Origin of the sequence: Prauserella flavalba (assembly GCF_003202235.1) — a bacterium.
GTDB classification, from domain to species: domain Bacteria; phylum Actinomycetota; class Actinomycetes; order Mycobacteriales; family Pseudonocardiaceae; genus Prauserella_A; species Prauserella_A flavalba.
The window spans coordinates 57166-77213 of record NZ_MASU01000016.1 but is presented as its reverse complement, the minus strand read 5'-3'; the positions used below and the strand labels follow the sequence as shown (position 1 = coordinate 77213).

General features: G+C 70.9%; 17 protein-coding genes and 1 tRNA gene. 11 read left to right on the top strand and 7 right to left on the bottom strand.

All coding sequences use genetic code 11. The features are described 5' to 3' along the window. The first annotated feature begins 77 nt into the window (after window positions 1-77). Window positions 78-314: a hypothetical protein gene (locus tag BA062_RS33290; RefSeq protein WP_110343105.1), complete on the top strand. Its 237-nt coding sequence runs from the start codon at window positions 78-80 to the stop codon at window positions 312-314. Here the strand turns inward: BA062_RS33290 and mfd are convergent, their stop codons facing one another. Then, complete coding sequence (gene mfd, locus BA062_RS33285) at window positions 315-3896, bottom strand: transcription-repair coupling factor (RefSeq protein WP_110343104.1); 3582 nt, start codon at window positions 3894-3896, stop codon at window positions 315-317. A gap of 132 nt (window positions 3897-4028) precedes the next feature. Between mfd and BA062_RS33280 the strand changes: the two genes are divergently transcribed. After that, a complete protein-coding gene (locus BA062_RS33280) occupies window positions 4029-5246 on the top strand; it encodes a PQQ-dependent sugar dehydrogenase (RefSeq protein WP_110343103.1) in 1218 nt (405 codons plus the stop codon). A 12-nt stretch (window positions 5247-5258) separates the two neighbouring features. Here the strand turns inward: BA062_RS33280 and BA062_RS33275 are convergent, their stop codons facing one another. Both BA062_RS33275 and BA062_RS33270 read right to left on the bottom strand, forming a co-directional pair. Then, complete coding sequence (locus tag BA062_RS33275) at window positions 5259-5858, bottom strand: TetR/AcrR family transcriptional regulator (RefSeq protein WP_110343102.1); 600 nt, start codon at window positions 5856-5858, stop codon at window positions 5259-5261. Window positions 5859-6017: 159 nt separating this feature from the next. Continuing rightward, a complete protein-coding gene (locus BA062_RS33270) occupies window positions 6018-6968 on the bottom strand; it encodes an acyl-CoA desaturase (protein ID WP_110343101.1) in 951 nt (316 codons plus the stop codon). A 163-nt stretch (window positions 6969-7131) separates the two neighbouring features. On the opposite strand from BA062_RS33270, the gene BA062_RS33265 reads away from it, so the two are divergent. The 9 genes from BA062_RS33265 to BA062_RS33225 all read left to right on the top strand — a co-directional run bounded on the left by BA062_RS33265 (window position 7132) and on the right by BA062_RS33225 (window position 14794). Next, window positions 7132-7203, top strand: a tRNA-Gln gene (locus BA062_RS33265). A gap of 91 nt (window positions 7204-7294) precedes the next feature. Continuing rightward, on the top strand, window positions 7295-9001 hold the full coding sequence (locus tag BA062_RS33260; RefSeq protein ID WP_110343153.1) for a GGDEF domain-containing protein: 1707 nt from the start codon (window positions 7295-7297) through the stop codon (window positions 8999-9001). A gap of 40 nt (window positions 9002-9041) precedes the next feature. After that, the gene (gene glmU, locus BA062_RS33255; protein WP_110343100.1) at window positions 9042-10514 is read left to right on the top strand and encodes a bifunctional UDP-N-acetylglucosamine diphosphorylase/glucosamine-1-phosphate N-acetyltransferase GlmU; all 1473 of its coding nucleotides are present in this window, start codon (window positions 9042-9044) and stop codon (window positions 10512-10514) included. Continuing rightward, window positions 10511-11491, top strand: coding sequence for a ribose-phosphate diphosphokinase (locus BA062_RS33250; RefSeq protein WP_110343099.1), 981 nt, complete (start codon window positions 10511-10513; stop codon window positions 11489-11491). Before glmU ends, BA062_RS33250 begins: the two co-directional genes overlap by 4 nt. Window positions 11492-11618: 127 nt before the next feature. Beyond that, window positions 11619-12494 carry a TIGR03621 family F420-dependent LLM class oxidoreductase gene (locus tag BA062_RS33245; protein WP_110343152.1) on the top strand — a complete coding sequence of 292 codons (876 nt, stop codon included), beginning with the start codon at window positions 11619-11621 and terminating at the stop codon, window positions 12492-12494. Window positions 12495-12690: 196 nt separating this feature from the next. Next, complete coding sequence (locus BA062_RS33240) at window positions 12691-13347, top strand: 50S ribosomal protein L25/general stress protein Ctc (RefSeq protein WP_110343098.1); 657 nt, start codon at window positions 12691-12693, stop codon at window positions 13345-13347. A 10-nt stretch (window positions 13348-13357) separates the two neighbouring features. Next, the gene (gene pth, locus BA062_RS33235) at window positions 13358-13951 is read left to right on the top strand and encodes an aminoacyl-tRNA hydrolase (RefSeq protein WP_110343097.1); all 594 of its coding nucleotides are present in this window, start codon (window positions 13358-13360) and stop codon (window positions 13949-13951) included. Window positions 13952-14113: 162 nt separating this feature from the next. Then, complete coding sequence (locus BA062_RS33230; protein ID WP_110343096.1) at window positions 14114-14446, top strand: DivIVA domain-containing protein; 333 nt, start codon at window positions 14114-14116, stop codon at window positions 14444-14446. After that, on the top strand, window positions 14447-14794 hold the full coding sequence (locus BA062_RS33225) for a DivIVA domain-containing protein (protein WP_110343095.1): 348 nt from the start codon (window positions 14447-14449) through the stop codon (window positions 14792-14794). It begins immediately after the preceding gene. Between the two features lie 113 nt (window positions 14795-14907). Here the strand turns inward: BA062_RS33225 and BA062_RS33220 are convergent, their stop codons facing one another. The 4 genes from BA062_RS33220 to BA062_RS33205 form a co-directional block, all read right to left on the bottom strand. Continuing rightward, window positions 14908-16593, bottom strand: coding sequence for a fatty acyl-AMP ligase (locus BA062_RS33220; protein ID WP_110343151.1), 1686 nt, complete (start codon window positions 16591-16593; stop codon window positions 14908-14910). Between the two features lie 81 nt (window positions 16594-16674). Beyond that, a complete protein-coding gene (locus BA062_RS33215; RefSeq protein WP_110343094.1) occupies window positions 16675-18459 on the bottom strand; it encodes an ABC-F family ATP-binding cassette domain-containing protein in 1785 nt (594 codons plus the stop codon). Window positions 18460-18490: 31 nt separating this feature from the next. Continuing rightward, window positions 18491-19459, bottom strand: coding sequence for a 4-(cytidine 5'-diphospho)-2-C-methyl-D-erythritol kinase (locus tag BA062_RS33210; protein ID WP_110343093.1), 969 nt, complete (start codon window positions 19457-19459; stop codon window positions 18491-18493). Window positions 19460-19481: 22 nt separating this feature from the next. Next, window positions 19482-20036, bottom strand: coding sequence for a TetR/AcrR family transcriptional regulator (locus tag BA062_RS33205; RefSeq protein WP_110343092.1), 555 nt, complete (start codon window positions 20034-20036; stop codon window positions 19482-19484). Window positions 20037-20048 lie beyond the last annotated feature (12 nt).

Below are 20048 nucleotides of genomic sequence, written 5' to 3'. Positions count from 1 at the left end.
GCGTAACAATGCGATCGCATTGACATCGGGAGCGCACCGCTTTTACGATGCGATCGCATCGCAATGGGGGAGGAACGATGGCGCAGGAACGCACCGGCGCGGCCAACGGCCTGCAGGGGCTCACCGCGTTCGCCGGGCTCATGCTGGGCGTGATCCCGCTGGCGGGGTGGCTGATCGCGGGCAGGCACAGCGGACCGTTCCGGCTGATCTTCGGCGAACAGCAGGGTGCGCTCGGCTACGTCGTGCCGCTGCTGGTGATCCTGGGCGCGGTCGTCGTCATCGCCGCGCTGGAGGCGTGGAAGAAACGCGCCTGATCACACGCCCGCGGGCTGCTTCGTCAGCGACGTCAGCAGCTTCGTGCACCAGTCGAGCAGAGCCTCGTCCCGCAGCGGCGGAGCACCGATGCGGCCACCCGCACCGCCCTCCGTGGGCTTCGGCACCGACACCGTGTGGGTCACCGCCTTGTAGATGGCCTTCGGGTAGAGCCGCTTCAGCCGCACCAGCTGCGAATCGCCCAGCTCCAGCGGCGTGAAGCGCAGGTTGTTGCCCTGCATGGTCACCTCGGTGACGCCCGCGTCGCGGCACGCCTGGCGGAACGCCGCCACCGCGAGCAGCCTGCGTACCGGCTCCGGCGGCTGGCCGTAGCGGTCGATCAGCTCGTCGAGCACCGCGTCAAGGCCCTCCTTGTCGGGAGCCGCCGCGATCTTGCGGTACGCCTCGAGCCGCAGCCGCTCGCCGGGCACGTAGTCGTGCGGGATGTGCGCGTCCACCGGCAGGTCCACCCGCACCTCGGTGGGCGCGGTCTCCTCCTCGGCCGCGCCGCCCGCACCCGCGTGCTTGCGGAAGACGTCCACCGCCTCGCCGACGAGCCGGACGTAGAGGTCGAACCCGACGCCCGCGATGTGCCCGGACTGCTCGGCACCCAGGATGTTGCCCGCGCCGCGGATCTCCAGGTCCTTCATGGCCACGGCCATGCCGGCGCCCAGCTCGGTGTTCTGCGCGATCGTCGCGAGCCGGTCGTGCGCCGTCTCCGTCAGCGGCGACTCCGGTGGGTACAGGAAGTAGGCGTAGCCGCGTTCCCGGCCCCGGCCTACCCGGCCACGCAGCTGGTGCAGCTGGGCAAGGCCGAGCAGGTCGCCGCGCTCGACGATGAGGGTGTTGGCGTTGGAGATGTCCAGTCCGGTCTCGACGATCGTGGTGCACACCAGCACGTCGAACTCGCGCTCCCAGAAGCCCTGGATGATCTGCTCGAGCCGGTGCTCGTTCATCTGGCCGTGCGCGGTCACCACGCGTGCCTCGGGCACCAGCTCTCGCAGCCGCCGCGCCGCCTTCTCGATCGAGGAGACCCGGTTGTGCACGAAGAACACCTGGCCGTCACGCAGCAGCTCACGCCGGATCGCGGCGGCGACCTGCTTGTCGTCGTAGGCGCCGACGTAGGTCAGGATCGGGTGCCGGTCCTCCGGCGGCGTCAGGATCGTCGACATCTCGCGGATCCCGGCCATGCTCATCTCCAGCGTGCGCGGGATCGGCGTCGCCGACATCGTCAGCACGTCCACGTGGGTGCGCAGGGCCTTGATGTGCTCCTTGTGCTCGACGCCGAACCGCTGCTCCTCGTCCACGATCACCAGGCCGAGGTCCTTGTACCGGACGCCCGTCTGCAGCAGCCGGTGCGTGCCGATCACGATGTCGACCTCACCCGAGGCCAGTCCCTCCAGCGTCTTCTCCGACTCGGCGGGCTCGGTGAACCGGGACAGGCCCTTGATCGTCACCGGGAACGAGCGCATGCGCTCGGAGAACGTGTTCAGGTGCTGCTGCGCGAGCAGGGTCGTCGGCACGAGCACCACGACCTGCTTGCCGTCCTGCACCGCCTTGAACGCCGCGCGCACCGCGATCTCGGTCTTGCCGTACCCGACGTCACCGCAGATCACGCGGTCCATCGGCACGCCGCGTTCCATGTCGGCCTTGACCTCGTCGATGGCGCCGAGCTGGTCGGCGGTCTCCACGAACGGGAACGCGTCCTCCAGCTCCCGCTGCCACGGGGTGTCCTGCCCGAACGCGTGCCCCGGCGCGGCCTGGCGGGCGGCATAGAGCTGCACCAGTTCCGCGGCGATCTCCTTGACCGCCTTGCGCGCCTTGGCCTTGGTGTTCTTCCAGTCCGAGCCGCCGAGCTTGTTCAGCGTCGGCAACTCGCCGCCGACGTAACGCGACACCTCGTCGAGCTGGTCGGTGGGCACGAACAGGCGGTCGCCGGGGTGCCCGCGCTTGGACGGCGCGTACTCCAGCACCAGGTACTCGCGCGTCGCCCCGCCGACGGTGCGCTGCACCATCTCCACGAACCGGCCGATGCCGTGCTGGTCGTGCACCACGTAGTCGCCGGACTTGAGTGCGATCGGGTCCACCGCGTTGCGCCGCCGCGACGGCATCTTCGTGTTGAGGTCGCGCGTCGAGCGGCCCGCGGTCGCGCCCCGGCCGGTGATGTCGGCCTCGCTGAGCACCACGAGCGCCGAGGAGGGCGCCACGAAGCCCTCGGTCAGGCCGCCGCACGTGACCGTGACGACGCCCGCCTTCGGCGGCTCGGTGAGGCTCTCGGCCTGCGTCGCGGGCACGTCGGCGGCGGACAGCTGCTCCACGGCGCGGGTCGCCGTGCCCGCCCCCGCCACCACCACGACGGCGCTACCACCCGCGGCGGTGTGGGCGCGCAGGTCGGTGCTCACGCGCTCCAGCTCGCCCCGGTAGGCGGGCGCGCCCTCGATCGCGACGTGGTAGACATCCTGCTCGCTGGTGAGCTGCGACAGCGTCCACCAGGCCCTGCCGGTGTCGCCCGCGTGCGTGCGCACCTCGGCGAGGCTCCGGTACGCCGACGCGCCGAGGTCGATCGGCGCCGCGCCTCCCCCGGCCGCGCTCATCCACGACGCCTCCAGGAACTCCTGGCCGGTACGCACCAGGTCGCCCGCGCGGGCGCGGATCTTCTCCGGGTCGGTGAGCACCACGTGGGCGCCCTCCGGCATGGCGTCGGTGAGCAGCTCCAGCTCGCCCTCGCACAGCACGGGGATGAGGGCCTCCATGCCCTCGCACGGGATGCCGTCGGCCAGCTTGGCGAGCATCTCGGCGAGATGCTCGTCGGCCGCATGCACCTCGGCGAGCTTCGCCGCCCTGGCCTTGACATCGGCGGTGAGCAGCAGCTCGCGGCACGGCGGCGCCATGACCTCGGCGATCTCGCCGGGCAGCGACCGCTGGTCGGAGACGGCGAACGCGCGGATCTCGCTCACCTCGTCGCCCCAGAACTCGATGCGGTGCGGGTGCTCGTCGGTGGGCGCGAAGATGTCGAGGATGCCGCCGCGAACGGCGAACTCGCCACGCTTCTCGACCATGTCCACGCGCGCGTAGGCGAGCTCGACCAGCCGGTCGAGCACTCCCTCGAACTCGCTCTCCTCGCCGACCTTCAGCTCGATCGGGGCGAGGCTGCCGAGTCCCGGCGCCATCGGCTGGATGAGGCTGCGCACGGTCGCCACGACCACGCGCAGGCCGCCGTGGTCCGGCCGCGCGAGCCGGTGCAGCACCGCGAGCCGCTTGCCGACGGTGTCGGCCCTCGGCGAGAGCCGCTCGTGCGGCAGCGTCTCCCAGGACGGGAAGTCGGCGACCACATCGGGGCCGAGGAAGCTGCCGAGCGCGGCCGTCAGCTCCTCTGCCTCCCTTCCGGTCGCCGTCACCGCGAGCACGGGCTTGCCGGCGCCCTGGTCGGAGGCCAGTGCGGCAAGCACGAGCTGGCGCGTCGCCGGGGCGCCGTCGAGGTCGAGCAGCGGCGCGCCCGCGCGCTCGACGACACCGCGCAGCGCGGGATCGGGAAGAACGGCGGAGAGCAGCCCTGACAGCGACGGCGCGTTCGAGTCGGCCACGAATTCCCCTCACCTGAGTAAGAGCCACACGAGAACAGACCCCTGCCCGGGACGAAGAGGCGGCAGGGGCTCTCACTCCCAGGGTATGCGGTTCACGGCGAGGAGACCTGCTACGGGGGCAGACTGTTCCCCATGCGCGCGCGAAAGATCGGCATTGTCGCCTTCGCCCTGCTCGCCGGAGTCGCCACGTCGTGCACGGGGGACGCCGCCGAACCCGCCCCGAGCCAGGGCACGCCTTCGGCGCCCTCGGCCTCCGACGGCTCCACCGCGGGCGTGCCCGCGCTGCGCGTCGAAGAGGTCGCAGGCGGGCTCGAACACGGGTGGGACCTGGGCTTCCTTCCCCACGGCCGGATCCTCGTCACCGAACGGCCCGCCCGGTTCAAGCTGATCGACGACGGCGCCGTGAGCGAGGTGCGCGCCGATCTCTCCGACGTGTACGTCGCGGGCGAGGGCGGCCTGATGGGCATGGTGGTGCATCCGGACTTCGAGCGGTCCCGGCAGTTCACGACCTGCCAGACGCACCAGGAGAACGGGCAGGCCGTGGACGTCCGCCTGGTCACGTGGACGCTGTCGGAGGACGGCACGAGCGCGAGCCGCGTGCGCGATCTGCTCACCGGATTGCCGATCAACGACAGCGGCAGGCACTCCGGCTGCCGGCCGACGATCGCCCAGGACGGGGCGTTGCTGGTGGGCACCGGCGACATCGCCGAGGACCCGACGATCCCGCAGGACCGCACCAGCCTCGGCGGCAAGGTGCTCCGCATCGACCTGCGGACGGGTGAGGGTCTGCCGGACAACCCGTTCGCGTCGTCGGCGAACGCCAACGAGCGCCGCGTCTACACCTACGGGCACCGCAACGTGCAGGGCGTCGCCGTGCGTCCCGGCTCGGGTCAGGTGTTCACCTCCGAGCACGGCCCGACGGGCTTCGACGAGATGAACCGCTCGCAGGCGGGCGCGAACTACGGCTGGGATCCCTCACAGGGCGGCACGGTCGACTTCTACGACGAGGACGTGCCGATGACCGACCTCGAGCGCTTCCCGGACGCGGTCTCTCCACTGTGGACATCCGGTGAGACGTCGACCGAGGCGCCCTCCGGCGCGGCGTTCCTCTCGGGCGAGCAGTGGGGCGCGCTCGACGGCAGGCTCGCGGTGGTGGCGCTGCGCGGTCAGAAGGTGCTGCTCTTCCAGCTCAACGAGCAGGGCACCGAGGTGACCGACCTGGCGCTGCCGAAGGAGCTGAACAACTCCTACGGCAGGCTGCGCGGCGTCCGCACCGGCCCGGACGGCGCCCTCTACATCACCACGTCCGAGGGCTCCGACGACAAACTCCTGCGCGTCACCCCGGCCTGACCCGCCTGGGGCTCACGAATCGGTCAGGCGCAGTTTCGGTTTGTGCTCAAGATGCGAGAGGCCGTTCCACGCGAGGTTCACCAGGTGGGCGGCCACCTCGTCACGCTTGGGCTTGCGCGCGTCGAGCCACCACTGGCCGGTCAGCGCCACCATGCCGACCAGCGCCTGCGCGTACAGCGGCGCGAGCTTGCCGTCGTATCCGCGCGCCGAGAACTCCTTGCCGAGGATGTGCTCGACCTGGCTGGCGATGTCGTTGAGCAGGGTCGAGAACGTGCCGGTGGAGCTGGCGACCGGGGAGTCGCGCACCAGGATGCGGAACCCGTCGTGGGACTCCTCGACGTAGCTGAGCAGCGCGACCGCGGCCTGCTCCAGCATCGCGCGAGGGTGCCCACCGTGCAAAGTGGACACCATCCGGTCGAGCAGCAGCTGCGTCTCGCGGTCCACCACGACGGCGTAGATGCCCTCCTTGCCGCCGAAGTGCTCGTAGACGACGGGCTTCGAGACGTTCGCGCGGTGGGCGATCTCCTCGATCGAGGCGCCGTCGAAGCCCTTCTCGGCGAACAGCTCGCGGGCGACGTTGAGCAGCTGCTGCCTGCGCTCGGTGCCCGTCATCCGCACCCTGGGCACCGGGGCGCTCGGCCGCGCCCCGGCCGCCTCACGCCTCGCTCGCCGTCTCGCCGCCATTCGGAAAGAGTAGCCGCGTCGCGCGGCGACTCCGCCCGGGTGGTGGCGGGAGACGGACGGGCGGCCTGCCGGGGTCTCCGTGCTCGGTTACTTCGCCGCGACCGAGAGCTTCTCCAGCCTGGTCGGCGTCGGCCAGCGCACGTTGTACGCCCAGCCGAACCTCTCGAACAGCCAGATCAGCCGCGCGGAGATGTCGATCTGACCGCGCTTGACGCCGTGCCGCGCTGACGTCGGGTCGGCGTGGTGCAGGTTGTGCCACGACTCGCCGAACGACAGGATCGCCAGCGGCCAGAAGTTCGCCGAACGGTCCCGCGCCGCGAACGGGCGCTCGCCGATCATGTGGCAGATCGAGTTCACCGACCACGTCACGTGGTGCAGCACGCAGACCCGCACGAGCCCGGCCCAGAAGAACGCCGTCACGCCGCCCCACAGCGACCACGTCACGAGCCCGCCGATGATGCCCGGCAGCACCAGCGACAGCAGGGTCCACAGCCAGAACAGCTCGTCGACCTTCTTCAGCGCGTTGTCCTTGAGCAGGTCCGGCGCGAACCGCTCGGCGTTGCTCTTGTCGCGCTCGAACAGCCAGCCCATGTGCGCGTGCCAGAAGCCCTTGGCGATCGCCAGCGGCGAGGTGCCGAACAACCACGGCGAGTGCGGGTCGCCCTCACGGTCGGAGAACGCGTGGTGCCTGCGGTGGTCGGCCACCCACGTGATCAGCGGACCCTGCACGGCCATGCTGCCCGCGATGGCCATCACGACCCGCAGCCACGGCTTCGCCTTGAACGAGCCGTGGGTGAAGTGCCGGTGGAACGACACGGTGATCCCCAGCCCGGAGACCGCGTAAAACACCACGAACAAGGCCACGTCGACCCAGGTGAGCCCCCAGCCCCAGGCGAAGGGCACGGCGGCGATCAGCGCTGCGAGCGGAGCGATGACGCCGAAGTACACCGCGAACTGGACACCTGGGCCGCGTTTGCCGTCGAGAATCGGTTTCGGGCCCTTGGCGGGAGCGGGGGAACCTTCGAGCGTCGCCGTCATGCGCGTCACTTCTTTCCACGAACAGACCTTGGCAAGGGTCGCCTTACCTACGTTTCCGTAAGTTACGGTACAGGAGGTTTTGCACCCTCGGGAGAGGCCGAAAGCGGCGTCTTCACCCCTTGCCGGTACCCGATCTCAGACTGGCTATCCTGACCAGGCGCGATCCGCCGTAGTGTAATTGGCAGCACTTCAGATTTTGGTTCTGACAGTCCAGGTTCGAGCCCTGGCGGCGGAGCAACGGAGTTTCGGGTGGCCCGTAGGGGGTGAGGCGGCTGCACGGCGAGGAACTTGACGCGGAGGAGACCCGCCGCCCGGCGTTGGGCGACATGTCCGACGCCTGGCTGCTGGGCCGCGCCCGTGAGCTGATCGCAGCCGTACAGCGCACCGAACGCAGCGAGCAACTCAAGGTCATCGAGACCCTCGACGAACTGCTCGACGAGACCCAGCGCAGGGGCGAGCCCGTGCTGGTCGCACAGCTACTGAGGGCCGCCGCGCTCGCCAGGCTCGTCACCCGCGGCATGGTCGACGAGGCCGAGCAGCTACTTGACGAGATGCTCGCGCACACCAAGCGCCACGGCCTCGCGCTGCTGCGCGCCGACGCACACGCGCTGCGGGGCAGGCGGCTCGTCCTGGCAGGCCAGGAGGACGCGGCGCTCACTGAGATCGCCAGGGCGCTGGCCCTGCTCGACGACGCACCGAGCGCCGACCTGCAGATGGGCAGGCGCGCGTGGGACCGGCTGCTGTCGTCCGCGCTCAACGACTGCTGGATCGTGCTCAACCAGCTCGGCGTCTACGAGGCCGCCGAGGAGGTCATCACACGCGCCCACCAGGCGATCCGCGACAGCGCGGGCCCGCACGAGATCACGCTGCAGCTGATGAACCGCGTGAAGATGCTGCTCGGCTGGGGCCTGCGGCTCGAACGGGTCGGCCGCTACGACGAGGCCGGGGAGAAGTTCCGCACCGCGGCCTCGATGGCGATCGCCGTGGAGGCCCCGTTCGCGGAGTCGCTGTTCCCGCGCGAGGCCGGCGTGCCCGCGGTGGACCAGGTAGGGGTGCTCGCCGCGTCACTGGCCTTCGCCGCCCCCAACTCCGCGCACATCGACCGGCTGCGGCGCCTGCACGGCACCCAGGGCTACCCGCACGAGAACATCCTGGTCACCATCGCGCTGTCCCGCTGCCTCGAGGTCGACGGCCTTCGCGACGAGGCGCTCGACGTGCTGCTGGAGGCACGGCACACCCAGGCCGAGGACAACTCGCAGCCGTCCATGCGGCTCAACCTCGTGCGTGAGCTGGCCCGCCTCGGCGACGGCGAGCAGGGCGGCGACGCGAAATCCTCCGTCGAGCCGGAGAGCAAACCCACGAGCCCGCTCGCCGACTACGCGGCGACGCTGGAGGCCGAGCTGTGGTCGCTGCGCGAGTCGCAGATCGCCACCCTCGACACCCGCCGCGAACACGAACGCCTCTCCGCGGAGCACGGCGCGATCACGCAGCAGGCCCTCCAGGACCCGCTCACCGGCCTGCCCAACCGGCGCGCGCTGGACGAGCGGCTGCGTTCGCTGGCCGCCTCCGCGATGGCCCAGCCGCTCGCGGTCGCGCTGGTCGACCTCGACGGCTTCAAGGACGTCAACGACCAGCACTCGCACGCCGAGGGCGACGACGTGCTGCGCGTGGTCGCCAGCACGCTCCGGGACGCGCTGCGCGGTGACGACCTCGTGGCCCGCTACGGCGGCGACGAGTTCATCGTGCTGCTCCCCGGCGCCCCGCTGTCGGCGGCGACACAGGCGCTGAACCGCTCCGTGAAGGCGGTCGCGTCACTGCCCCACCACCTCTCGCACGGGGTGACCCTGTCGGTGGGACTCGTCTCCCTGCGCCCGCAGGAACGCGCCGAGGAGGTGCTCTCGCGCGCCGACGCGGCGATGTACCAGGCGAAACGTGGCGGCGGCAACCAGATCGCCTCCTCGCCGCAGCCCGGCGGCGAGCCCGAGGAACAGCCGGTGGACGACCCCACGTTCGACGCGGGCGAGCACACGTAGGATCGTGGCCCGGTACAGACCTGGCGAAGTGAGGAGTGCCGTGACCGGCCCGCTGAGCACCGTGATCCTGGCCGCGGGTGAGGGAACCCGCATGCGCTCGGACCTCCCGAAGGTGCTGCATCCCATCGCCGGCAGGCCGCTCGTCGAGCACGCGGTGCGGGCGGCGGCCGGACTCGATCCCGAACAACTGGTCGTCGTGGTCGGCCACGGCCGCGAGGCGGTGACCCAGCACCTCGGCACGCTGGGCGAGACGCTCGGCAGGACCGTGACCACCGCAGTGCAGGAGAGCCAGAACGGCACCGGGCACGCCGTGTCGTGCGCGCTCGATGCGCTGCCCTCCGGCCTTTCCGGCACTGTGCTCGTCACCTACGGCGACGTGCCCCTGCTCGACACGGCGACGCTGGCGAAGCTGCTGGAGGAGCACGAGCGCACCGCCAACGCCGTGACGGTGCTGACCTCGGTGGTGGCCGACCCGACCGGCTACGGCCGGATCGTCCGCGACGCCGCCGGTGACGTGGCCGCCATCGTCGAGCAGAAGGACGCGACCGAGGAGCAGCGCGCGATCCGCGAGATCAACTCCGGCGTCTACGCGTTCGACGCCGCCGTGCTCGCCGACGGGCTCTCGCGCCTTTCCACGGACAACGCGCAGGGTGAGCTCTACCTCACCGACGTGCTCGGCATCGCGCGCGGCGACGGCAAGCACGTCGGCGCGCACGTGGTCGAGGACACGTGGCTCACCGAGGGCGTCAACGACCGCGTGCAGCTGTCGGTGCTCGCGGCCGAGCTGAACCGCCGCATCGTGCGCCGCTGGCAGCTCGAGGGCGTCACCGTGACCGACCCGGCGACGACGTGGCTCGACGCGGGCGTGACGCTCGCCCGCGACGTCGTACTGGCGCCGAACGTGCAGCTGCACGGCGACACGTCCGTCGGCGAGGGCAGTCACGTCGGTCCTGATTCGACACTCACGAACGTGACGGTCGGTGCAGGCGCCAGCGTCGTCCGTACACATGGGAGTGACTCGGAGATCGGCGACGGCGCCTCCGTCGGCCCGTTCGCCTACCTGCGGCCGGGCACCCGGCTCGGCGTCAAGGGAAAGATCGGCACCTTCGTCGAGACGAAGAACGCCGAGATCGGTACGGGCACGAAGGTGCCGCACCTGACCTACGTCGGGGATGCGACGATTGGCGAGTACAGCAACATCGGCGCCTCGAGCGTGTTCGTCAACTACGACGGCGTCACGAAGAGCCACACGACGATCGGCTCCCACGTGCGGACTGGATCGGACACCATGTTCGTCGCGCCGGTCACGGTCGGGGACGGCGCGTACAGTGGCGCGGGCACGGTGATCCGCCGCGACGTCCCGCCAGGAGCGCTCGCGGTCTCGGGGGCACCACAACGGAATATCGAAGGCTGGGTACCGCGGCGCAGGCCGGGTACCCCAGCGGCGGAGGCAGCGGAAAGGGCACTCGCCGCACAGCAGGAAACCGATACCGACGGGGAGTCGCCAGAATGAGTCCGAAGTCCGGCACGCCGAAGAAGAACCTGATGCTCTTCTCCGGCCGTTCACACGTCGAACTCGCGGAAGAGGTGGCCAAGCACCTCAATGTGACGATCACCCCGCAGACGGTGCACACCTTCGCCAACGGCGAGATCTACGTGCGCTTCCAGGAGTCGGTGCGCGGCACGGACGCGTTCGTCGTCCAGAGCTACCCGCCGCCCATCAACGAGTGGATCATGGAACAGCTCATCATGGTCGACGCGCTCAAGCGCGCGAGCGCCAAGCGCATCACCGTGATCATGCCGTTCTACCCGTACTCGCGGCAGGACAAGAAGCACAAGGGCCGCGAGCCGATCTCCGCGCGCCTCATCGCCGACCTCTTCAAGACCGCGGGCGCCGACCGGATCATGACGGTCGACCTGCACACGGCGCAGATCCAGGGCTTCTTCGACGGTCCGGTCGACCACCTGCTCGCACAGACGGTGCTCGCCGACCACATCCGCGACACCTACGGCGACGCCGACATCACGGTCGTCTCGCCGGACTCGGGCCGCGTGCGGCTGGCCGAGAAGTGGGCGCAGCAGCTCGGCGACCGGCCGATCGCGTTCATCCACAAGACGCGTGACCCCGACAAGCCGAACCAGGCGGTCGCCAACCGCGTCGTCGGTGAGGTCCGCGGCAGGCTGTGCGTGCTGATCGACGACATGATCGACACCGGTGGCACGATCACGAAGGCCGCCGACGCGCTGCTGGAGGAGGGCGCTGCCGACGTGGTCATCGCCTCGACCCACGGCATCCTCTCCGACCCGGCCACCGAGCGGCTGGCCAACTGCAAGGCGCGCGAGGTGATCGTCACCAACACGCTGCCGATCCCGGAGGAGAAGCGGTTCGGCAACCTGACCGTGCTCTCCATCGCGCCGCTGCTGGCTCGCGCGATCCAGGAGGTCTTCGAGGACGGCTCCGTCACGAGCCTCTTCGACGGCAGCGCCTGACCCTTTCGCCCACCGGCCCCCAAGGCCACCTTCGGTGCGTTGAGCGCAACAAAGGTGGCCTTGGGGGCCGTTTGCTGTGCGCGAAAGGGGCTCCCACGGCGGGTAGCGGATCAATAGCGTGCCGGTCATGAGCACGCGAAGGTTCCGGTTCGGGATCAGTTTCCGGTCCGTCGGCGGCCGGGACGAATGGGTCGCCAAGTGCCGCAGGGCCGAGGAGCTCGGCTACGACGTCATCGCCGTGCCCGACCACCTCGGCGAGGGCAGGGCCGCTCCACTGCCCGCGCTCGCGGTCGCCGCCGCGGTGACCGAGCGGCCGCGTGTGGTGCCGTTCGTGCTCGACGTGCCGTTCTACAACCCCGCGCTGCTGGCCAGGGAGGTCTCCACGGTCGCGGGCGTCACCGGCGGCAGGCTCGACCTCGGCCTCGGCGCCGGGCACATGAAGTCCGAGTTCGACGACGCCGGCCTGCCGTGGCGCCCTGCGCGCGAGCGTGTCGCCTTCCTCGCCGAGACGGTCGCCGAGCTGCGGAGCAGACTCGGCACCGGCCTGCCGCCGCTGCTCATCGCGGGCAACGGCGATCTGGTGCTCGACCTCGCCGCCCGCGAGGCCGACATCGTGGGCTTCGGCGGGCTGCGTCAGGTCGAGGGCGAGCCGCCGGGAACGCTCACCCTGATCAGCCCCGAGGAGCTGCACGAGCGCACCACGTTCGTCCGCGACCGGGCCGGCACGCGCGCCGACGGGCTGGAGTTCAACCTGCTCGTCCAGTACGTCGCGACCTCCGACGACCCGAAGGCCGAGATCGAGGCGTGGGCCGCGCCGATCCAGGGCCCGAAACCGGACATCGGCCGGCTGCTCGAGGCACCTCAGCTGCTGGCGGGCACCCCCGACGAGATCGCCGCGACCCTGCACGAACGACGCGAGCACTACGGCTTCTCCTACCTCACCGTGTTCGAACCCGCGCTCGAGACCTTCGCGCCCGTGCTGCGCGCACTGGCCGGGGAGTGACGGCCCCGTAAAGAACCGGAATCGGGCTCGACTAGACTGTGCAGGTTGTCTCGGCGAGGCGGGCTCCGGGTGCACTCGGTGTCCGACGTGATCGACGCGGCGGCTTGAGCGGCCACCCGTGTGCGTACACGTCGTGGAACTCGCCGCCGGACAGCCACCAGCACGCAGAAGACCCCACCGCAAGGAGTGCATCCCCGTGTCCGAGGTACGTCTGACGGTCGAACCCCGCACCGAGTTCGGCAAGGGCGCGGCCCGCCGAACCCGCCGTTCCGGCAAGATCCCTGCGGTCCTCTACGGCCACGGTGTCGACCCCCGACACCTGGCGCTGCCCGCCATCGAGTTCGCCCGCGTCATCCGTGAGAACGGCCAGAACGCCGTGCTCACCCTGGACGTCGCAGGTGCCGCCGAGAAGGCCGAGAAGGCCACCGAGCTGGCGCTGACCAAGACGGTCACCATCCACCCGCTCAAGAACTACATCGAGCACGTCGACCTGCTCATCGTGCACCGCGGCGAGAAGATCACCGTGGACGTCCCGGTCGCGCTGACCGGCGACCCCGCCCCCGGCACCCTGGTGAACCAGGACCTCGACACCATCCAGATCGAGGTCGAGGCGCTGCACATCCCCGAGCAGTTCGAGGTCTCGATCGAGGACGCCGAGGCCGGCACCCAGATCCTCGCCTCGCAGATCACCCTGCCGAAGGGCGCCGAGCTGGTGACCGACCCCGAGGCGCTCGTCGTCGCCGTCAACGAGGCGCCGTCCGAGGCCGCGATGGAGGCCGAGGTTGACACCGAGGGCGCCGGCGTGGTCGAGGACCAGCCGGAGACCCCCGCCGAGGGCCAGAACGGCGAGTAAGGCCACGTCCGTGGAGCAAGATCTGCCGGGAGCCGGCGAGCAGGTGCTGCTCGTCGGCCTCGGCAATCCCGGGCCCCGCTACGCCGGCAACCGGCACAACGTGGGCTCTCTGGTGCTGGACGAGCTTGCCGCCCGCATCGGCGGCAAGTTCAAGGCACACAAGGGCGGGGCCGAGGTGCTCGAGGGGCACCTCGCCGGGCGCAGGGTCGTGCTGGCCAAGCCCCGTTCGTTCATGAACCTCTCCGGCGGGCCCGTTTCGGGCACCGCCCGCTTCTACAAGATCCCGCCGAGCGGCGTCGTCGTGATCCACGACGAGCTGGACATCCCCTACGGTGCGCTGCGGCTCAAGCTCGGCGGCGGCGACAACGGCCACAACGGACTCCGGTCCATCACGAAGTCGCTCGGCACCAAGGACTACTACCGGGTCCGGTTCGGCGTCGGCCGCCCGCCCGGCCGGATGGACCCCGCCGACTTCGTGCTCAAGGACTTCTCCACGGTCGAGCGGCGCGAGCTCGCGCTGAACCTCGATCGCTGCGCCGATGCCGTCGAGGAGCTGGTCGGCAAGGGCCTCACCGCGGCGCAGAACACCTTCCACGTGGGCTGACGCATTCGTCGCTGTCGGTGATCTGACGGTCACTCGATGGCGTTGTCGCGCGCACCTGGTCGAGTCGACAAACCTCCCTGAGTCTTCCCGCTGCGTTCACCGGGGGCTAGGACGGAATGCGGGATGACTCCCGACCCGAGCCGAACCCAGGAGAGGCCCTACATGTCGTTCACGGCAGACGACGTCCGCGACGTCGAGTTCCGCAACGCCCCCATCGGCCGCCGTGGCTACGCGAAGAACGAGGTGGACGAGTTCGTCCAGCGGATCGTGAAGACCCTCGCCGACGAGGACGACCTCACCGCCGCCGAGGTGCACCACGTCCAGTTCGGGCGGCCGCTCATCGGCAAGCGCGGTTATGACGAGCGCGAGGTGGACGAGTTCCTGGACGAGGTGGAGGAGACTCTCCTCGTCAGGACCGGTGTCCGGCCGGGCTCGCACCACGTGCCCGCCGCGCGGACCGCGTCCCCCGCCATCGAGCCGGTGCGGGATCGCTAGATGACCGTGACGTCCGACGACGTGCGCGACATCCGGTTCCCGGAGGCGCCGTTCGGGACGCGCGGCTACAACGAGGTGCAGGTCGACGCGTTCCTCGATCGCATCGCGGCGACCCTCGACGGGGAGGACGACGTGAGCGCGACGGAGGTCCACGACGTCGCGTTCCGGCTCACGCCGCTGGCCAAGCGGGGTGGCTACGACCAGACGGCGGTGGACACGTTCCTGCGTGCCGTGGAGACCACGCTCGCCGCGAGGTCCGGAGCGGCGGCCCCGAGCGGCCCCTACGTCGCCCCGGCGCTGGAACACACCCACGCCCGCAAGCCCCTGTGGCGCCGCGCCCGCAGGTGACCAACCAGTTGCAGTGAAGGCCACCTTGCCTGTGTTGAACGCAGTGAAGGTGGCCTTCACTGCGGGCGAGGAGCGGGCGTCGCGCAGCGGGGCGGGGGTTGTTCAGCGCGCTCCTAGGCCCGGGCGTCGATCTGGGCGCGGAACTGGACGGCGGTGGCGGCGCGCTTGACCTTGCCGGACGGTGTCTTGGGCAGGCTGCCCGCGGGCAGCACCACCACCGCGTAGGGCCGGGCGTCCACGGCGTCGCGCACCCGCGCGGCGACCTCCTTGGCGAGCCGCTGCTCCTCGGCCTCGTCGCCGGCCAGTTTGGACTCCAGCACCACGGCGAAGCGCTCCCGCCTGGTGCCCGCGTCAATCCGGACGGCCACCGCGTTGCCCGCTCGCACGCCCTCCACGGAGCCCGCGGCGCGCTCGATGTCGGTCGGGTAGACGTTGCGGCCGCCGAGGATGATCACGTCCTTGCTGCGCCCGCAGATGACGATCTGCCCGCCCTCGACCAGGTAGCCGAGGTCGCCGGTGGCGAACCAGCCCTCAGCGTCCTGCGTCGCCGCGGGACCGTGCACGGTCAGGTAGCCGGGCGACACGGCCTCTCCCCGCAGCCGGATCTCGCCGACCTCGCGTTCGCCGAGCACCGTGCCGTGCTCGTCGACGATCTGAGCGGTCAACCCGTCCAGCGGCGGGCCGAGCACCGCGAACCCGCGGACGTCGTCGGTGCCGCGGCGCGGGTCGCCCTCCGGCACCGGAACCGCGCGGTTCTCGGCCTCCAGCGCGTGCGCCTCGATGACGTCCACGGCCAGGCCGGTGAACAGCGGCGCGAAGGACACGGCGAGCGTAGCCTCCGCCAAGCCGTAGGCGGGGAACACGCATTCGGCCGACATCTTGAACCGAGCGCCCGCATCGGTGAAGGTCTCCACCGCGGAGGGGTCGATGGGCTCCGCGCCGTTGAGCGCGATCCGCAGGCGGGAGAGGTCGTAGGCGTTGTCGTCGTCGACCCTCGCGAGCCTGCGGCCGACGATCGCGTAGGCGAAGTTCGGCGCGGCCGTGACGGTGCCCCCATAGCGGCTGATCAGCTCGGGCCACAGCAGCGGCCCTGACAGGAACTCGACCGGGGTGACCTTGACGAGCTCGACGCCGAACGTCATGGGCAGCGTCAGGAAGCCCACCATGCCCATGTCGTGGAAGGTCGGCAGCCACGACACCATCACGTCGGTGTCGAAGTCCAGCTCGGCGCGGCCGACCATCGCGCGGATGTTGGAGTAGAGGTTGCCGTGCGTGATCCGCACGGCCTTCGGCTCGGCGGTGGAGCCGCTGGTGAGCTGCAGCAGGGCGAGCGAATCCTCGCCGACGGGCACGGGCTCGGCGATCGGTTCGCCGGCGAGCAGGTCGTCGATCTTGCGGTAGTCGATGCCGTGTTCGGTGAGCACGGGAGCGAGCTGGTCGAACGGCTCGCCGAGCAACACCAGGCGCGAGCCGATCATCTCGAGCACCTGGATGGTGTCGGCGGCCCACTGGCCGAGGTCGGTGCGCGGCGTCGGCTGGTGCAGCATCGTGACGCTGCCGCCCGCGAGCCACGTGCCCTGCACGGTCGGAGCGATCAGCTCCGGCGCGGCGGCGAGCACGGCGACGGCGCTGCCCGGTTCGAGCCCACCCCGGACCAGACCACCCCCGACCCGGCGGGCACGCTCGTGCACCTCGAACCACGTCCTGCGGACAGGCTCCCTGGGTTCCCCCGTGACCATGCCCCGCCGCCGGCCGACCGCGTGGGCGGTGGCGACCATCGTCTCCACGAACCGACTCATGCTCTGATTGAACACAGCGGCGCGAAGCGCCACCACAGGGGGTGGCCGGTCGGGCGACGGGAGTGCCTCAGCAGCGGGTTTTCACTCCACGGCCTCAGAGGTCTCCAGCCATTTCTGCTCCAGCTCGTCCTTTTCCGCGAGCACCGTCTTCAGCTCGGTGTTGAGCTCCATGAGGCGCTCGGGCTCGGTCGCCGCGGCGGCCAGCGCCTCGTGCAGCTTGGCCTCCTTCTCGTGGACGACGTCGAGCCTGCGTTCCAGTCGCGCCAGCTCCTTGGTGACCGCCCGCCACTCCGCGGCGGAAACCTTTCCGTTCCCGCCGTCCGAACCGCCCCCGAGGTCGCCTTGAGGCCCGACCGGCTTGGGCGCGAGTGGAGCTTCGGCGCGGCGGGTGAGGTACTCGTCGATGCCTCCGGGCAGGTGGGTGATCTTGCCGTCGCCCAAGAGGGCGACCACCGTGTCGCACACGCGCTCCACCAGGTAGCGGTCGTGCGAGACCACCACGAGCGTGCCCGGCCACGAGTCGAGCAGGTCCTCCAGCTGCTGGAGGGTGTCGATGTCCAGGTCGTTGGTGGGCTCGTCGAGCAGCAGCACGTTCGGCTCCGCCATCAGCAGCCGCACGAGCTGTAGCCGACGCCGCTCGCCTCCCGAGAGGTCGTCGACGGGCGTCCACTGCCGCGCCGGCGGGAACCCGAGCTTCTCGGCCAGCTGCGAGGCCGACAGCTCCTGCTTGCCGAGCGTCACCCGCCCCGCAACGGCCTCAACGGCCTGCAGGACGCGGAGATCACCAGGTAGATCGTCGAGTTCCTGGCGTAGGTGCGCGAGCCGCACCGTCTTGCCCTCGATCCGCCTCCCCGTCTCCGGCTCCGACTCACCCGCCAGCAGCCGCAGCAGGGTCGTCTTGCCCGAGCCGTTGACGCCGACGAGGCCGATCCGGTCGCCGGGGCCGATGCGCCACGTGACGTCGTCGAGCAGCGTGCGCTCCCCCGTCCCGAGCGTCACGTCCTCCAGCTCCAGCACGGTCTTGCCGAGCCTGCGCTTGGCGAACGTCAGCAGCTCCACGGAGTCGCGGGGCGGGGGCACGTCCGAGATCAGCGACTCGGCGGCCTCGATGCGGTAGCGCGGTTTCGACGTGCGGGCCTTCGCGCCGCGCTGGAGCCATGCGAGCTCCTTGCGCGCCAGGTTCTGCCGCTTCTCCTCCGCGGTCGCGGCGAGGCGGGCCCGCTCGGCGCGCGCGTAGACCCAGTCGGCGTAGCCGCCCTCGTACTGCTCGACCTTGCCGCCGACGACCTCCCACGTCCGGCCGCACACGGTGTCGAGGAACCACCGGTCGTGGGTGACCACCACGAGCGAGATCCGCCGCGCGAGCAGGTGTTCGGCGAGCCAGCGCACGCCCTCGACGTCGAGGTGGTTGGTGGGCTCGTCGAGCACCACGAGATCCAGCTCGGCCACGAGCGCCGCGGCGAGCGAGACCCTACGGCGTTCCCCGCCCGACAGCGTGGCCGTGGGCGTTTCCAGCCCGATCGCCGAGATGCCCAGTCCGTCCACAATGGAGCGCACGCGGGCGTCCGCGGCCCACTCGTGCTCGGCGGCGTACTCCGCCAGCACGACGTCACGCACGGTACTGCCCTCAGGCAGCGCAGTGCGCTGGGTGACCACGCGCATCCGCAGGTCGCGGACCCGGCTGACCCTTCCCGAGTCCGGTGGGGCGAGGCCGGCGAGCACCTCGAGCAGTGTGGTCTTGCCGCCCCCGTTGAGGCCGACGACGCCGATGCGCTCGCCCTCGCCGACGCCGAGTGAGACGCCGTCGAGCAGCATCCGCTCGCCGTAGGACTTGCTGACCGATTCGAGGTTGACCAGGTTGGCCATCCGGCAGGTAACCCTTCGAGAGCTGGAGAGATCAGGCGTGCACTTGGGGCGGTGTGGGGTGCCGGGGCGCGTCGTCACCGCCGACGACGCGCGCGCCCGGGACCGGTCCGTGTGCGACCCGCACCGTACGGCACACCCCGGCGCCTGCCAGCTCGGCCGCCACCTCCAGCGCGGCGTCGGCGCTCTCGCACAGGAACGCGCACGTGGGGCCCGAGCCGGAGACGGTGCCGGCGAGGGCGCCGGCGTTGACGCCCGCCCGCAGGGTCCGGCGCAGCCCCGGCCGCAGGGAGACGGCGGCGGCCTGCAGGTCGTTGCCGAGCAGCAGCGCGAGCTGCCTCGGGTCGCCGGAGGCGAGCGCCTCGACCACCGGTGCGTGGGAGCCGACCCTCGGCGGGTCGCCGTCGGCGCGCAGCCGGTCGAGCTCGCCGTAGACGCGGGGCGTGGACAGGCCGCGCTGGTCGAACGCGAGCACCCAGTGGAACGTGTGCCGGGACAGCACGGGCACGAGCTCCTCGCCGCGGCCGGTGCCCAGCGCGGTGCCGCCGTAGAGCGCGAACGGCACGTCACTGCCGAGCGTGGCGGCGATCTGCGCGAGCTCGTCCCTTGGCAGGTCGAGCTTCCACAACGCGCTGAGGCCGACCAGCGTGGCGGCGGCGTCGGCGCTGCCGCCCGCCATGCCGCCCGCGACGGGGATTCCCTTGCGCAGCACCACGCCGACCTTGTCGATGTCGTCGGCGCGGTCCGCGTGCTCGGCGAGCGCCCGCACAGCGCGCCACGCGAGGTTGCCCTCGTCGGTGGGCACCGACTTGGCGCCCTCGCCGAACACCTCGACGCCCGGCTCCTCAGCGGCGGCGACGGTGACCTCGTCGGTCAGCGACAGTGCCTGGAAGATGGTGGTCAGCTCGTGGAACCCGTCGTCGCGAACGTCACCGACGGAGAGGTGCAGGTTCACCTTGGAGGGCACCCTCACGGTCACGGGCGGTGGAACGACGGCAAGCACGCGTCAAGGGTACTTGGCGGGCTCAGCCGCGCGGCGCGACCAGCTCCAACGCGACCTGCAGCGCGACCCCCGGCGGCGGGGCCGTCCCCGGTCCGCCGAACATCGGGTTGATGCCGAGCACGAGCGCGACCAGGGCGAGCCTGGCCCTCAGCTCGGTGGCGGGATCCTGGTCCTCGGCGGTGATCAGCTGGAAGAGCTCCCTGACCTTCGCGCCGAGCGGGTGCATGACGCCGAACTTCTTCAGCGTCGGAACGTTCTGCTGGATGAACTGCATCTCCGGCCCGTGCTCGTCGTTGACGAGCGCGGAGAACCGGCGCAGGACCTCCTCCGTGGTCCCCTGTGACCTCGGCTGTTCCTTCGCCCACGCGAGCAGTTCGTCGAGGCCGTCGACCAGGTTCTCGACGAGGCTGTGGACGATGTCCTCTTTGGTCTTGAAGTGGTAGTACAGCGCGGCCTTCGTCACGGCGAGGCGCTCGGCGATCTCGCGCAGGGACGTCTTCTCGTACCCGTGCTCGGCGAACAGCTCCAGCGCGACCTGCTGGATGCGCTCTCTCGTGTCGCTGCGCCGCCCCGCCATGTCCAGCCCTTC

What these genes read in the sequence shown, in the direction of transcription:
- BA062_RS33260 (WP_110343153.1), top strand. Translation starts at nt 7,295, where the DNA reads ATGTCCGACGCCTGGCTGCTGGGCCGCGCCCGTGAGCTGATCGCAGCC.
- BA062_RS33270 (WP_110343101.1), bottom strand. Translation starts at nt 6,968, where the DNA reads ATGACGGCGACGCTCGAAGGTTCCCCCGCTCCCGCCAAGGGCCCGAAA.
- BA062_RS33215 (WP_110343094.1), bottom strand. Translation starts at nt 18,459, where the DNA reads ATGGCCAACCTGGTCAACCTCGAATCGGTCAGCAAGTCCTACGGCGAG.
- BA062_RS33245 (WP_110343152.1), top strand. Translation starts at nt 11,619, where the DNA reads ATGAGCACGCGAAGGTTCCGGTTCGGGATCAGTTTCCGGTCCGTCGGC.
- BA062_RS33290 (WP_110343105.1), top strand. Translation starts at nt 78, where the DNA reads ATGGCGCAGGAACGCACCGGCGCGGCCAACGGCCTGCAGGGGCTCACC.
- BA062_RS33205 (WP_110343092.1), bottom strand. Translation starts at nt 20,036, where the DNA reads ATGGCGGGGCGGCGCAGCGACACGAGAGAGCGCATCCAGCAGGTCGCG.
- BA062_RS33275 (WP_110343102.1), bottom strand. Translation starts at nt 5,858, where the DNA reads ATGACGGGCACCGAGCGCAGGCAGCAGCTGCTCAACGTCGCCCGCGAG.
- BA062_RS33280 (WP_110343103.1), top strand. Translation starts at nt 4,029, where the DNA reads ATGCGCGCGCGAAAGATCGGCATTGTCGCCTTCGCCCTGCTCGCCGGA.
- BA062_RS33225 (WP_110343095.1), top strand. Translation starts at nt 14,447, where the DNA reads ATGACCGTGACGTCCGACGACGTGCGCGACATCCGGTTCCCGGAGGCG.
- BA062_RS33230 (WP_110343096.1), top strand. Translation starts at nt 14,114, where the DNA reads ATGTCGTTCACGGCAGACGACGTCCGCGACGTCGAGTTCCGCAACGCC.
- BA062_RS33220 (WP_110343151.1), bottom strand. Translation starts at nt 16,593, where the DNA reads ATGAGTCGGTTCGTGGAGACGATGGTCGCCACCGCCCACGCGGTCGGC.
- BA062_RS33250 (WP_110343099.1), top strand. Translation starts at nt 10,511, where the DNA reads ATGAGTCCGAAGTCCGGCACGCCGAAGAAGAACCTGATGCTCTTCTCC.